Origin of the sequence: Mycobacterium sp. E2238, from assembly GCF_001672665.1 — a bacterium.
Taxonomy (GTDB): Bacteria; Actinomycetota; Actinomycetes; order Mycobacteriales; family Mycobacteriaceae; genus Mycobacterium.
This window is the reverse complement of record NZ_LZKF01000148.1, coordinates 51,536-65,107: the sequence shown is the minus strand read 5'-3', so window position 1 is coordinate 65,107 and position 13,572 is coordinate 51,536. Positions and strand designations below refer to the sequence as shown.

The 13,572-nt window shown below is 67.7% G+C and carries 12 protein-coding genes; 5 read left to right on the top strand and 7 right to left on the bottom strand.

Features of this window, described 5'->3' with window-relative positions; all coding sequences use genetic code 11:
• The first annotated feature begins 79 nt into the window (after window positions 1–79).
• Entirely contained in the window at window positions 80–1,645 is a 1,566-nt protein-coding gene (locus tag A5711_RS12630) for a FadD7 family fatty acid--CoA ligase (protein ID WP_067946903.1), read from the top strand.
• Window positions 1,646–1,649: 4 nt separating this feature from the next.
• Here the strand turns inward: A5711_RS12630 and A5711_RS12625 are convergent, their stop codons facing one another.
• Window positions 1,650–3,809, bottom strand: a complete 2,160-nt coding sequence (locus tag A5711_RS12625; protein WP_067946902.1) for an elongation factor G-like protein EF-G2 — start codon at window positions 3,807–3,809, stop codon at window positions 1,650–1,652.
• A 165-nt stretch (window positions 3,810–3,974) separates the two neighbouring features.
• Complete coding sequence (locus tag A5711_RS12620; RefSeq protein ID WP_067946900.1) at window positions 3,975–4,391, bottom strand: TIGR03668 family PPOX class F420-dependent oxidoreductase; 417 nt, start codon at window positions 4,389–4,391, stop codon at window positions 3,975–3,977.
• Window positions 4,392–4,530: 139 nt separating this feature from the next.
• Here A5711_RS12620 and A5711_RS12615 point away from each other — a divergent pair, with 139 nt between their 5' ends.
• The 4 genes from A5711_RS12615 to A5711_RS12600 all read left to right on the top strand — a co-directional run bounded on the left by A5711_RS12615 (window position 4,531) and on the right by A5711_RS12600 (window position 9,604).
• Entirely contained in the window at window positions 4,531–5,577 is a 1,047-nt protein-coding gene (locus tag A5711_RS12615) for a S1C family serine protease (protein ID WP_067946898.1), read from the top strand.
• Between the two features lie 121 nt (window positions 5,578–5,698).
• Window positions 5,699–7,483 carry a maltose alpha-D-glucosyltransferase gene (gene treS / locus A5711_RS12610; RefSeq protein WP_067946973.1) on the top strand — a complete coding sequence of 595 codons (1,785 nt, stop codon included), beginning with the start codon at window positions 5,699–5,701 and terminating at the stop codon, window positions 7,481–7,483.
• Window positions 7,480–8,829, top strand: a complete 1,350-nt coding sequence (locus tag A5711_RS12605; protein WP_067946896.1) for a phosphotransferase — start codon at window positions 7,480–7,482, stop codon at window positions 8,827–8,829. Before treS ends, A5711_RS12605 begins: the two co-directional genes overlap by 4 nt.
• 64 nt (window positions 8,830–8,893) lie before the next feature.
• Window positions 8,894–9,604 (top strand): YoaK family protein, encoded by a 711-nt coding sequence (locus A5711_RS12600; RefSeq protein WP_067946894.1) that lies wholly within the window; start codon window positions 8,894–8,896, stop codon window positions 9,602–9,604.
• A 37-nt stretch (window positions 9,605–9,641) separates the two neighbouring features.
• On the opposite strand, the gene ag85C is transcribed toward A5711_RS12600, so the two are convergent.
• The 5 genes from ag85C to A5711_RS12575 all read right to left on the bottom strand — a co-directional run bounded on the left by ag85C (window position 9,642) and on the right by A5711_RS12575 (window position 13,554).
• Window positions 9,642–10,682, bottom strand: coding sequence for a diacylglycerol acyltransferase/mycolyltransferase Ag85C (gene ag85C / locus A5711_RS12595; RefSeq protein ID WP_067946892.1), 1,041 nt, complete (start codon window positions 10,680–10,682; stop codon window positions 9,642–9,644).
• Between the two features lie 235 nt (window positions 10,683–10,917).
• Complete coding sequence (locus A5711_RS12590; RefSeq protein ID WP_067946971.1) at window positions 10,918–11,736, bottom strand: ABC transporter permease; 819 nt, start codon at window positions 11,734–11,736, stop codon at window positions 10,918–10,920.
• Window positions 11,726–12,541 (bottom strand): ATP-binding cassette domain-containing protein, encoded by an 816-nt coding sequence (locus A5711_RS12585; RefSeq protein WP_067946890.1) that lies wholly within the window; start codon window positions 12,539–12,541, stop codon window positions 11,726–11,728. The genes A5711_RS12590 and A5711_RS12585 overlap by 11 nt, the downstream gene beginning before the upstream one ends.
• Window positions 12,538–12,999: a MarR family winged helix-turn-helix transcriptional regulator gene (locus A5711_RS12580; RefSeq protein ID WP_067946888.1), complete on the bottom strand. Its 462-nt coding sequence runs from the start codon at window positions 12,997–12,999 to the stop codon at window positions 12,538–12,540. The genes A5711_RS12585 and A5711_RS12580 overlap by 4 nt, the downstream gene beginning before the upstream one ends.
• Window positions 13,000–13,056: 57 nt before the next feature.
• Complete coding sequence (locus tag A5711_RS12575; protein WP_067946886.1) at window positions 13,057–13,554, bottom strand: metallophosphoesterase; 498 nt, start codon at window positions 13,552–13,554, stop codon at window positions 13,057–13,059.
• Window positions 13,555–13,572: the final 18 nt, after the last annotated feature.

Sequence of the window (13,572 nt, the reverse complement as noted above, 5' to 3'; positions counted from 1 at the left end):
GTGAATCGATATTGGACGCACGGAGCGGCCACCCGGCATGGTTCGAGCAGGTGATGACCAAGAGAGAAGGAGTGCGGCGATGAAATCTGAGGCGATCATCGGCGGCCACGCCACGGCGGAGACACCGGGCCCACGCATCGCCGACCTGGTCGAGGAGGCGGCACGCCGGTCACCGGCCGCTCCCGCGCTTGTCGCCACCTCCGACCGGGTACCGGTCAGCTACCACGATCTGCTCCGGCTGGCCGACGACCTGGCCGCGCAGCTGAAGCGGGCCGGGCTGCGGCCCGGCGATCGCGTCGCGCTGCGCTCGGGGAGCAACGCGGAATTCGTCGTCGGACTGTTGGCGGCCTCGCGGGCCGACCTGGTCGCGGTCCCGCTGGACCCGGCCCTTCCGGTCGCCGACCAGCGGGCCCGCAGCGAGGCGGTCGGGGCGCGGGCGGTGCTCATCGACGGCGACGCGCCGATCGATCAAGGGGAACCGGCTCCGCCGTGGTGGCCGCTCGCGGTGACACTCGGCGTCCCAGCGGTGCGCCTGGACGTGACCAGCGCTCCGGCACAACACTTTTCGACGCCGGAGGGGCTGCGCGCAGACGACGCCATGATCATGTTCACCGGCGGCACCACCGGGGTGCCGAAGATGGTCCCCTGGACCCGCGCCAACATCGCCGCCTCGGTGCGGGCCATCATCGACGGATACGGGCTCGGTCCCAGGGACGCCACGGTGGCGGTGATGCCGCTCTACCACGGCCACGGGCTACTCGCCGCGCTGCTGGGGACCCTGGTGTCCGGGGGAGCGGTGTTGCTTCCCGCGCGGGGACGGTTCTCGGCGCACACCTTCTGGGACGACATCGGCGCCGTGCGCGCCACCTGGTACACGGCAGTCCCGACGATTCACCAGATCCTGTTGGAGCGGGCCGAAACCGACCGACCGGGCGACGCCGCGTTGCGGTTCATCCGCAGCTGCAGTGCCCCCCTCACCGCCGAAACGGCGCAGGCCCTGCAGGACACGTTCTCGGCCCCGGTGGTGTGCGCCTTCGGCATGACCGAAGCGACCCACCAGGTCGCCACAACAGAAATCGGCCACACCGAAAACCCGGCTGCCACACCGGGCCTCGTCGGCCGCTCGACCGGGCCGGAAATCAGGATCGTCGGGCCCGACGGCCGGCCCGCGCCCACGGGGGAGGTCGGTGAGGTCTGGCTGCACGGTCCCACCGTGGTCCGGGGCTACCTCGGCGACCCGGCAATCACCGCAGCCAATTTCACCGACGGATGGCTGCGCACCGGCGACCTGGGAACGCTGTCGGCGACGGACGAGCTGATCATCCGCGGCCGCATCAAGGAGCTCATCAACCGGGGCGGAGAGAAGATCTCCCCGGAACGCGTCGAGGGCGTCCTGGGCAGCCACCCCGGGGTGCTGGAGGTGGCGGTCTTCGGGATTCCCGACAAGCTGTACGGCGAGACGGTGGCAGCGGTGATCGTTCCCCGCGGAGCCGCCGCACCGACCGCGGACGAACTCGCCGCGTTCGCCCGCGACCGGCTGGCCCCTTTCGAGGTGCCGGGCAGCTTCCGGCAGGCGACCGAGCTGCCGCACACCGCCAAAGGGTCACTGGATCGCCGTGCCGTGGCCCAGCGGTTCGGTGCGTGACGAATCAGACCGTGGCCTTCACCCGGCTGGCCGCGGTTTCCGGCATCGGTTCGTAGCGGGCGAAGGCCCGGGTGAACGACGCCGCGCCGTGGGCCAGTGAGCGCAAGTCGATGGCGTAGCGCGTCAATTCCACCTGCGGCACCTCGGCTTTGACCAGTGTGCGCTCGTGGCCGGCGGTCTCGGTACCGAGCACGCGACCGCGGCGGCCCGACAGGTCGCCCATCACCGCGCCCATGAAATCGTCGGGCACCAGGACCGAGATCTCGTCAATGGGCTCGAGCAGGCTCACCTTGGTCGCCGCGGCCGCCTCGCGCAGTGCCAGGGAGCCCGCCATCTGGAACGCGAAATCCGAGGAGTCGACGCTGTGCGCCTTGCCGTCGAGCAGCGTGACGCGGATGTCGACCATCGGGTAGCCGGCGTGCACACCCTTCTCCATCTGTGCGCGCACGCCCTTCTCCACGCTCGGGATGAATTGCCGCGGCACCGCCCCGCCGACCACCCTGTCGAGGAATTCGAAGCCGGAGCCCTCGGGCAGCGGCTCCACTTCGATATCGCACACCGCGTATTGACCGTGCCCGCCGGACTGCTTGACGTGGCGGCCGTGGCCTTTTGCTTTGCCGCCGAACGTTTCTCGCAGCGGCACCCGGAGCTCGACGGTGTCGACCGTGACGCCGTACCGGTTGGCCAGCGCGTCGAGGACGACACCGGCGTGGGCCTCGCCCATGCACCACAACACGATCTGGTGGGTTTCCTGGTTCTGCTCGATGCGCAGCGTCGGGTCTTCGGCGGCCAGCCGTCCCAGCCCGACCGACAGCTTGTCCTCGTCGGTCTTGGCGTGCGCCTGGATCGCCACCGGCAGCAGGGGCTCGGGCATCGTCCACGGTTTCAGCACGAGCGGCTCCGCCTTGTCCGAAAGGGTGTCGCCCGTTTCGGCCCGGCTCAGCTTGCCGATCGCGCAAATGTCGCCCGCCACCACGGCCGGTGCGGGGCGCTGCTGCTTGCCGAGCGGGAAGGACAGGACTCCGACGCGCTCGTCTTCGTCGTGGTCGGGGTGCGTGCTGCCGTTCCCGTTGACCGCGCCGAAGAACGACGCAAAATGGCCCGACACATGGACCGTCGTGTCGGGCCTGATGGTCCCGGAGAACACCCGGACCAGGCTGACCCTTCCGACGTAGGGGTCCGACGTCGTCTTCACCACCTCCGCGAGCAGGGGCGCGTCGGCATCGCAGGTCAGCGTCGCGTGCGGGGCGCCCTGCGGCGTAAACACCTCCGGGAGTGGATGTTCCATCGGCGACGGGAATCCGCGCGTGGCGACCTCCAGCAGTTCCAGGGTGCCGACGCCGGTGCTGCTGCATACCGGGATCACCGGGAAGAACGACCCCCGGGCGACGGCCCGCTCCAGGTCCTCGATCAGCACCGCCTCGTCGATGGACTCACCGCCGAGGTAGCGATCCATCAGCGATTCGTCCTCGGATTCCTCGATGATGCCTTCGATGAGGGTGCCGCGCGCCTCCTCGATCCGGTCCGCGTCGGATGGATCGGGCGACTGCATGGTCCGCTTGCCGTCGGCGTATTGGTAGCGGGTCTGCGACAGTAACCCGATCAAGCCTTCGCAAGACGGCAGGCCGGTCGGCAGGTAAAGCGGTAACACCTTGTCCCCGAACGCGTTCTGCGCGGCGGCCAGCGCCTCGGAGTAGTTCGCCCGGGCGTGGTCGAGCTTCGTGATCACCACGGCGCGGGGCATGCCGACCTGATCGCATTCCTGCCACAGCGATTTGGTGGGTTCGTCGACGCCCTCGTTGGCCGCGATCACGAAAAGCGCGCAGTCCGCGGCGCGCAAGCCCGCCCGCAACTCGCCGACGAAATCGGCGTATCCCGGGGTGTCGACCAGATTGATCTTGATGCCGTCGTGCGCCAGGGAGGCGACAGCGACGCCGACGGACCGCTGTTGGCGGATCTCGGCGTCGTCGTAGTCGCATACCGTGCTGCCGTCGGTGACGGAACCCGCTCTGTTCAGCACCCCGCCGGCGACCAACAGCGCCTCGACCAGGGTGGTCTTGCCGCCGCCCGAGGGCCCCACGAGGACGATGTTGCGCACATCGCCGGGACCGTTCGCGGTGGGGGCGGCCGCCGCGCCCTGGGAGGCATTCGCCTTGTCCGCCATGTCCTTCCTCCAGTTCTCCCCGGTGACGTCGCCGGTGGGTGCGCCCAGCGTGGTGTGTCCTAGCTCACAGGGTCTACTGGCAACTTTTCCCCCAACCGCGGCCCAACACAAGGCCACGGGCGGGCCACATTTGCGTCGGTCTGGCGGGGAAGGGAGCGTCGGTCGTCAGGCGTGCCAGCTCGACCAGCGGCGCACCGCGATCGCGATCACCGGCCCGTCCAACGGAACGGATTGATACTGAGGGTATTTGGCGCGCAGTAACCGGTATGCGGCCTCCATCACCGGCCCGTGGGCGTGGACGGTGGCCGCGCCGTCGGCTCGCACCCACCACAGCCGCGTCCAATCGTCGGCGTAAAGGTCGACGAGCAGGCTCACGAGGGGGTTCTCTTCGATGTTGGCCAGCCGCCGCAGCCGCCGCGTGGTCTTGGGTTTCGCGTCGACGGCGGTGTACACCACGTCGGGGGAGTCGTCGGCGACCGCGAACACCACCGGCACCAGGTGGGGGAGGCCTTCCGGCGTGACCGTGGCCAGCCGGGCCACCGGGGATCGGGTGAAGCTGGCCTTGGGGTCGAATTCGCCCACCGTGTCAGCCTAGGCGGATCGGGGCCTTGCCACTGCCATGAATAGCTACCTGCATTACGGTTATATACAGATAATTGTGCCGCCCAGAACCGCACGGCCGGGACAGTTTGGTGTTACCGCGAAGCAGGAAGGGTGTCGGATGAGCAAATCGCACCACCGCTCGGTCTGGTGGTCATGGTTGGTCAGTGTGCTGGCGGTGGTCGGGCTGGGCCTCGGTCTGGGCACCGTGCCGGCGGCCGCGACGCCGTTCACCCGGCCGCTGGCTCCGATCGACGCTGCGGCACTAGTCGGCCAGGTCGGGCCGCAAGTGGTCAACATCAGCACCAAGTTCGGCTACAACAACGCGGTGGGGGCCGGGACCGGCATCGTCATCGACCCCAACGGGGTCGTGCTGACCAACAATCACGTGATCTCCGGCGCTACGGACATCAGCGCGTTCGACGTCGGCAACGGGCAGACCTACGCCGTGGACGTGGTCGGCTACGACCGCAGCCAGGACGTCGCGGTGCTGCAACTCCGCGGGGCCGCCGGGCTGCCGACCGCCGCGATCGGCGGCGGGGTCACGGTGGGCCAGCCGGTCGTGGCGATGGGCAACGCGGGCGGCCAGGGCGGAACGCCCAGCGCCGTGGCCGGCAAAGTCGTCGCGCTCAACCAAAGCGTGTCGGCGACCGACACCCTGACCGGCGCCAACGAATCACTGGGCGGGCTGATCCAGGCCGACACGCCGATCAGGCCCGGTGACTCCGGTGGACCGATGGTCAACAACGACGGGCAGGTCGTCGGCGTGAACACCGCCGCCACCGACAACTACAAGATGTCGGGCGGACAGGGCTTTGCCATCCCGATCGGCCACGCGATGGGCGTGGCCGGACAGATCAGGTCGGGCGCCGGCTCGAACACCGTGCACATCGGCCCAACCGCGTTCCTCGGGCTGGGTGTGACCGACAGCAACGGCAACGGCGCGCGCGTCGAGCGCGTGGTCACCAGCGGCCCCGCGGCGGCGGCCGGGATCTCCCCCGGCGACGTCATCACCGGGGTTGACAACGTCGCGATCACCGGGGCCACGTCGATGACCGAGGTGCTCGTTCCGCACCACCCCGGCGACAACATCACGGTGCGCTATCGCTCGGCCGGGGGTGGCGACCGCACCACAAACGTGACGCTGGCGGACGGACCGCCGGCCTGATTCCCATGTCGACGAAGCTCGGCGGGTGGCCAATTCTCTTGGCGCCGGGCGTGTTTCGTCACATGTCAGTAGGCGTGATTCCGAATGTCGCGCCTCGGGTACCCGTGGCATCGTGGATTTGATGAACGACGCAAGAGAAGCTGTCGAGCACCATCCCGCAGGGGGCAGTCACGTCCAGGGCGGTGTCGTCGAGCACCCCGAGTCCGATGACTTCGACAACGCCGCCGCGCTGCCCACCGACCCGACGTGGTTCAAGCACGCCGTTTTCTACGAGGTGCTGGTGCGGGCATTCTTCGACGCCAACGCGGACGGGTCGGGCGACCTGCGGGGGCTCCTGGGGCGCCTGGACTACCTGCAGTGGCTGGGCATCGACTGCATCTGGCTGCCGCCGTTCTACGACTCGCCGCTGCGCGACGGCGGTTACGACATCCGGGACTTCTACAAGGTGCTGCCCGAGTTCGGCACGGTCGAGGATTTCGTCGCGCTGCTGAACGCTGCGCACGAGCGGGGCATCCGGGTCATCACCGATCTGGTCATGAACCACACCTCGGATTCGCACCCCTGGTTCCAGGAGTCGCGGCACGACCCGGACGGCCCGTACGGCGACTTCTACGTGTGGAGCGACACCAGCGAGAAGTACACCGACGCCCGAATCATCTTCGTCGACACCGAGGAGTCCAATTGGACCTTCGACCCGGTGCGCAAACAGTTCTATTGGCACCGGTTCTTCTCGCACCAGCCGGACCTGAACTACGAAAACCCGGCCGTGCAGGAAGCCATGATCGACGTGCTGCGCTTCTGGCTCGGCCTGGGTATCGACGGGTTCCGCCTGGACGCGGTGCCCTACCTGTTCGAACGGGAGGGCACCAACTGCGAGAACCTGCCCGAGACGCACGCCTTCCTCAAGCGTGTCCGTAAGGTCATCGACGACGAGTTCCCGGGCCGCGTGCTGCTGGCCGAGGCCAACCAGTGGCCGGCCGATGTGGTCGAGTACTTCGGCGACACCAGCACCGGCGGCGACGAATGCCACATGGCGTTCCACTTCCCGCTGATGCCGCGCATCTTCATGGCGGTCCGCCGGGAGTCGCGCATTCCGATCTCGGAGATCCTGGCGCAGACGCCGGAAATTCCCGACATGGCGCAATGGGGAATCTTCCTGCGCAACCACGACGAGTTGACGCTGGAGATGGTCACGGACGAGGAACGTGACTACATGTACTCCGAGTACGCCAAGGATCCCCGGATGAAGGCGAACGTAGGGATCCGGCGCCGGCTGGCACCGCTGCTCGACAACGACCGCAACCAAATCGAGCTGTTCACCGCGCTGCTCCTGTCGCTGCCCGGATCGCCGGTGCTGTACTACGGCGACGAGATCGGCATGGGCGACGTCATCTGGCTGGGTGATCGCGACGGTGTGCGCACCCCGATGCAGTGGACGCCGGACCGCAACGCCGGGTTCTCCAAGGCCAACCCGGGCCGGCTCTACCTGCCGGCCAGCCAGGACTCGGTCTATGGCTATCAGGCCGTCAACGTCGAGGCCCAACGCGACACGTCCACGTCGCTGCTGAACTTCACCCGCGTGATGTTGGCGGTGCGGCGTCGCCACGAGGCCTTCGCGATCGGCACATTCGAGGAGCTCGGTGGCTCCAACCCGTCGGTGCTGGCGTTCGTGCGCCAGGCGCCCGACGGGGGCGACACGGTGTTGTGCGTCAACAACCTGTCGCGGTTCCCTCAGCCGATCGAATTGAATCTGCAGCACTGGAGCGGTTGCACACCGGTGGAACTGACCGGGCACGTCGAATTTCCGCGGATCGGGCACCTGCCCTACCTGCTGACGTTGCCTGGGCACGGGTTCTACTGGTTCCAGCTGACCGCATGTGAGGATGAAGAGGAGCGGCGCACATGACTGAGCCAGCCAAATTGCCCTGGTCGGACTGGCTCCCACAGCAGCGGTGGTACGCCGGGCGCAATCGAGAACTGACCTCCGCCGAGGCCGCCGTGGTCGTCCCGCTGCGGGAGGACCTCGACCTGGTGCTGGTCGACGCCCAGTACGCCGACGGCTCGTCCGAGCGTTACCAGGTGGTCGTGCGGTGGGATACCGCGCCGGTCTCCGAGTACAGCACCGTGGCCACCATCGGCGCCGCCGGTGACCGCACCGGATTCGACGGCCTGTACGACACCGAGGCGCCGCAGTTTCTGCTGTCGCTGATCGATTCGTCGGGCGTTCGGGCCGCGTCGGGCACCGAAGTGAGGTTCGACAAGGAACCCGACGCGGTGCTGCCGCTGGAGGCGATGCCGCATGTGTCCGACGCCGAACAGAGCAATACCAGCGTGATCTTCGACCGGGAAGCGATCTTCAAGGCGTTCCGTCGCGTCAGCAGCGGCATCAACCCGGACATCGAACTGAACCGGGTGCTGGCCCGCGCGGGTAATCCGCACGTGGCCCGGCTGCTCGGCACCTACGAGATGGCCGCCCCGGACGGGACGGCCGATGAAGCCTGGCCGCTCGGCATGGTGACCGAGTTCGCGTCCAACGCGGCCGAAGGGTGGGCGATGGCCACCGCCAGCGTTCGCGACCTGTTCGCGGAAGGTGACCTGTATGCCCACGAAGTCGGCGGTGACTTTGCCGGCGAATCCTGCCGGCTCGGCGAGGCCGTGGCGTCCGTGCACGCCACGCTGGCCGAGTCCCTCGGAACGGCGCAGTCGGCCTTCCCGGTCGACACCGTGCTAGGACGGCTGTCGTCGACCGTGGCGAAGGTGCCCGAGCTGCAGGAGTACGCGGCAACCATCGAGGAGCGATTCGCCAAGCTCGCGGACCAGACGATCACCGTCCAGCGGGTACACGGCGACCTGCACCTCGGGCAGGTGCTGCGCACGCCCGAAAGCTGGCTGCTCATCGACTTCGAGGGCGAACCGGGGCAGCCACTCGATGAGCGCCGGGCGCCGGATTCACCGTTGCGCGACGTGGCGGGCGTGCTGCGGTCCTTCGAATACGCCGCGTACGGGCCCCTGGTGGACCAGGCGGCCGACAAGCAACTGGCCGCCCGCGCCCGGGAGTGGGTCGAACGCAACCGGACCGCTTTCTGCGAGGGTTACGCCGCCGCGTCGGGCACCGACCCCCGCGATTCGGCCGAGCTGCTGGCCGCTTACGAGCTCGACAAGGCCGTGTACGAGGCCGGATACGAGGCGCGACACCGGCCCGGCTGGCTGCCGATCCCGCTGCGCTCCATCGCCCGGCTCACCGGCTCGTAGGTGCGAGATAGGAGTTCGCTATGCGTGCCCTGCGGGGGCGGCGAGCTTCTGACAGCATGTCAGCGTGGCGAGCGAAACCTTCAATAGCGAAGCGCGGTTGTCGTGGGTGCTGGCGGTGTTGGCCGGTGTGGTCGGCGCGATCTCCTTCACCCACTCCGCGGGCTATTTCGTGGTTTTCATCACCGGCAACGCCCAACGTGCCGTGCTCGGGTACTTCACCGGGCAAGGCTGGCTAGCCGCAAGCGCGGGGCTGCTCATTGCGGCGTTCGTCGTCGGCGTGATCGTTGCGTCACTGTGCCGGCGATTTTTCTGGGTGGACCATCCGCACGGCCCGACGGTGCTGACCACCTTCAGTCTGGCGGCCGCCACCGTGGTCGACGTCCTTGATGAGGGCTGGGAAGAGAATCTCGTCGATTTCTTGCCGATGATGCTGCTGGCGTTCGGCACCGGGGCGTTGAACACCTCTTTTGTCAAAGATGGTGAGGTTTCGGTGCCGTTGAGCTATGTGACCGGCACGACCGTCAAGATGGGCCAGGGCATCGAGCGTCACATCGCTGGTGGTGGAAGCGTCTCGGACTGGCTCGGTTACTTCCTGCTGTTGGCCAGCTTTGTCGTGGGCGCGGCGGTGGGCGGCTTCATCAGCGTGGTCGTCAACGGGACCTGGATGCTGGTGATGGCCACGTCCCTTTGTGCGGTAACGACCGGGTACACCTACTTTCACCAGGACCGGCGCGCTCTGTTGATGCAACGGTCCGACAAAAAGCATCGGCAGTAGCGCTGACCGGTGCGCTACTGCCGATGCTGGTCGGGGGTCAGGCGGCTGGCTGTGCCGGCTGCGCCGGTTGCGCCGGCTGGGCCGTGGTGTTGCTGGCCAGCAGCACCTGCTGGATGTCGGGCTTCATCGCGAGCAATTGCTGGTTCCAGTAGGGCCACGAGTGCGTCCCGTTGGCCGGGAAGTTGAACGTCCCGTTGCGTCCGCCCGCGGCCGCGTAGGTGTTCTGGAACTGCTGGTTGGTGCGCAGCGTGAGGCCTTCCAGGAACTTGGCCGGCATGTTGTCGCCGCCGAGGTCGCTGGGGGTCCCGTTGCCGCAGTAGACCCAGATCCGGGTGTTGTTGGCGACCAGCCGCGGAATCTGCAGCATCGGGTCGTTGCGCTTCCACGCCGGGTCAGTGGACGGTCCCCACATGCTGTTGGCGTTGTAGCCACCCGAGTCGTTCATCGCCAGCCCGATCAGCGTCGGCCACCAGCCCTCGGACGGGTTGAGGAAGCCCGAAAGCGAAGCGGCGTAAGGGAATTGCTGCGGGTAGTACGCGGCCAGGATCAGGGCGGAGCCGCCCGACATCGACAGGCCCACCGCGGCGTTGCCGGCCGGGGAGATCTGCTTGTTGGCCTGCAGCCACAGCGGCATCTCCTGGGTCAGGAACGTCTCCCACTTGTAGGTGTAGTTCTGACCGTTGCCCGACGACGGCTGGTACCAGTTGGTGTAGAAGCTGGACTGCCCGCCGACCGGCATCACCACCGACAGGCCGGATTGGTAGAACTCCTCGAAGGCGGGGGTGTTGATGTCCCAGCCGTTGTAGTCGTCCTGGGCCCGCAGGCCGTCGAGCAGGTACACCGCGTGCGGTCCGCCGCCCTCGAACTGAACCTTGATGTTGCGGCCCATCGACGGTGACGGCACCTCCAGGTACTCCACCGGCAGCCCCGGTTTCGAGAACGCCCCCGCGGTGGCCGCGCCGCCTGCGGCGGTGACGAGGCCGGACACCAGGGCAGCCCCCACAGCCGCGACCGCCAGCTGGCGCGGCATGGTCGCCGCGGCGCCACGCAACTTCCGCAACTCTTCGAAGAACTTCATAGCTCTCTACCCATCCCAACTTTCATCTGCCATGTGCGGCGGTCGAATCTGTTCGCTGGGCAGTGAAACACGTGGGGAGGGCTCGATTCGCCTGTCACGGCCGGAGCTTCACATCGCGGTTGGCTAACGATTGGGAGTCAGGCCGGAATCGTCACCGTTGGATAACGATTGGCTATCGGAACCGAACGCCGACCTTCCCAACGGGCGGCACATCGGCTAGCGCCGGACGCCTTCCCTAGGCGACGAGTCGGCGCAATAACGTTGACGCCGCGGCGATTCCGAGCACCGCGGCAACCACCAGCACGACGAGGTCCACCGCGTTGAATGGCGTGCCGATGAGCAGCCCCCGTAGGGCGTTGACCTCGTAGCTGAGCGGGTTGACCCTGCTCAGCACGTGCAGCCACCTCGGCATCACGTCGACCGGGTACAACGCGTTGGAGGCGAAGAACAGCGGCATCGTGATCGCCTGGCCGATTCCCATCAGGCGATCGCGATTACGCACCAGGCCGGCCAGCGTCATCGACAGGCAGGCGAAGAACGCGGCACCGAGCATGACGACGGCCATCGCCGCCAGAATCCGCAGCGGGTTGGCCGTCAGGCCGACATTCATCAGATACGCCAACGCCATCACGCCGACCACCTGAGCAACCGAGCGCACCCCGGCCGCAAACGCCTTGCCGGTGATCAGCGCCGACGCGGGTGCCGGCGTCACCATCAGCTTGGCCAGGACGCCCGCGTCTCGATCCCAAATGATCTGTATCCCATAGAAGATCGAGATGAACAGCGCCGACTGGGCGATGATCCCGGGCGCCAGGAAGGCTAGGTAGGACACCGATCCGGTCTGGATGACGTGCAGGTGGCTGAAGGTGGTGCCGAAAATCAGCAGCCACAGCGCCGGCTGCACCATCCGGGTGACGAGCTCGGTCCTGTCGTGCTGCAGCTTCTGCAGTTCGACGATCGCGAACGCGCCGATGCGGCTCGACACGGCACCGACCCGTTGCCAACCGCGCGGCGCGCGGACCAGGGTGCCCGGCATGGCGCTATCAACCGACACGGCGCGCAACCTTTCTGGCAGAACGGATTTCACGGAACGGTTCGGCCGGCTCGTCCGCCAAGTCCGAGGCGGCATAGTGGCGGAACACGTCCTCGAGGGTCGCGCGGGGCGACACCGTCGACTTCAACTTGGCGGGCGTGCCCACCGCCCGCAACTCACCCTGGTGCATCAGTGCGACGCGATCGCACAACGCGTCGGCCTCTTCCATGTAGTGGGTGGTCAGCAGCACGGTCATCCCGAACTGCGCCTGCATCTTCTGCACCTGTGTCCAGACGCCGTCGCGCGCAATCGGGTCCAGCCCGACGGTCGGTTCGTCGAGAACCAGCAGCGACGGGCGGTTCACGAGCGCCTGCGCCACCTCGAGTCGGCGGACCATGCCGCCGGAATAGGCGGAGGCCAGCCGGTCGGCAACGTCAAGCAGGTCCATGGCGTCCAGCGCCTGCCCGACCCGATCGGAGCGCGCGGCCCGGGGCACACCGTAGAGCCGCGCGAACCATTCGACATTCTGCCGGCCGGTCAATGCGGGCTCGATCGAGAGTTGTTGCGGCACATAGCCGATGTTGCTGCGAATGTCGGTGGTTTGGCGGCGGGCGTCCAACCCGAAGATGCGCAGTTCACCCTGCTGCACCGGCGCCAGCGTGGTGAGCATCCGGACCATGGTCGTCTTCCCGGCCCCGTTGGGACCGAGCAGGCCCATGGTTTCACCCGGCCGCACCTGCAACGTCACGTCGTTGACGGCGGTGAACTGGCCGTACCGATAGGTCAGGCCTTTGGCATCGATCGCCATCGGCAGTGCTGCGCTCATGGCCGTCGCTCCTGCAGTGTCTGGGTCATCATCTCAATGACCTCCAATCCTCTTGTCAAAGACTCGATTTGGTCGTCGTCGAGTTCGGCGAGCACCTCGGCCAGCACCGCTCGACGCGCTGCCCGGGACGTGTCGACGATCTGCTGGGCGGGCTCGGCGAGGTGTAGCCGGCCGACCCGGCGGTCCGTGTCCCCGACGGTGCGCATCAGCAACCCGCCGGATACCAGCTTGGAGACCAGGGTGGAAGCGGTGTTGGGCGCCAGGCCGAGTTCGGCGGCGGCGGCGTTGACCGAAATACCCGGCCGCCTGCCCACCAGCCACAGCAGCTCGGACTGCGACTCGGTCAGCCGCGACGAATCGAAGCCGCGGCCGGCTGACCGCCGGAGTTGCCGACGGAATCTGCCGACGACGCGAAACACCTCGGTGACCACGTCGGTACTTGACTTCACCTTGCCCATAATACCTCTGTAGCCGAGCTATCTATGTGTGGAGGCTGTGCAGCAGGTAAGTACCCGTTACTTCGTAAGGCGATGCAGGACCACGTCGGCGAGGGTCCCGTCGGCGACGTCGGCGGTCATGTAGGTGCAGAACGGCTGGCGGCGCCGATCCGTCGGCGAGCCCGGATTGAGCAGGCGCAGGCCGGTGTCGGAGCGGGTGTCCCAGGGGATGTGGCTGTGCCCGAACACCAGGACCTGGGTGCCCGGATACAACCGCGACATCCGGGCCTCGCGGCCCGTCGCCGCACCGGTCTCGTGCACGACCGTGAATCGCACACCCGCCAGCGTCACGTCCGCCCGTTCCGGCAGCCTCGCCCGCAGGGCCGGCCCGTCGTTGTTGCCCCAGCAGGCCACCAGCCGCGCCGACCTGGTTTCGAGTTCGTCGAGCAGCGCGGGCGCCACCCAATCACCGGCGTGCACGACCACGTCGGCCGCGTCCACCTCATCCCAAACCCGTGGGGGCAGGTCGCGGGCGCGCTTGGGGACGTGGGTATCGGATATCAGCAGCAGCCGCACAACCCCATCTTGCCGTCC

Bases quoted from the DNA above. Each gene is read 5' to 3' on its own strand.
- A5711_RS12630 (WP_067946903.1), top strand. From the start codon at position 80: ATGAAATCTGAGGCGATCATCGGCGGCCACGCCACGGCGGAGACACCG.
- A5711_RS12625 (WP_067946902.1), bottom strand. From the start codon at position 3,809: ATGGCGGACAAGGCGAATGCCTCCCAGGGCGCGGCGGCCGCCCCCACC.
- A5711_RS12615 (WP_067946898.1), top strand. From the start codon at position 4,531: ATGAGCAAATCGCACCACCGCTCGGTCTGGTGGTCATGGTTGGTCAGT.
- treS (WP_067946973.1), top strand. From the start codon at position 5,699: ATGAACGACGCAAGAGAAGCTGTCGAGCACCATCCCGCAGGGGGCAGT.
- A5711_RS12605 (WP_067946896.1), top strand. From the start codon at position 7,480: ATGACTGAGCCAGCCAAATTGCCCTGGTCGGACTGGCTCCCACAGCAG.
- ag85C (WP_067946892.1), bottom strand. From the start codon at position 10,682: ATGAAGTTCTTCGAAGAGTTGCGGAAGTTGCGTGGCGCCGCGGCGACC.
- A5711_RS12585 (WP_067946890.1), bottom strand. From the start codon at position 12,541: ATGAGCGCAGCACTGCCGATGGCGATCGATGCCAAAGGCCTGACCTAT.
- A5711_RS12580 (WP_067946888.1), bottom strand. From the start codon at position 12,999: ATGGGCAAGGTGAAGTCAAGTACCGACGTGGTCACCGAGGTGTTTCGC.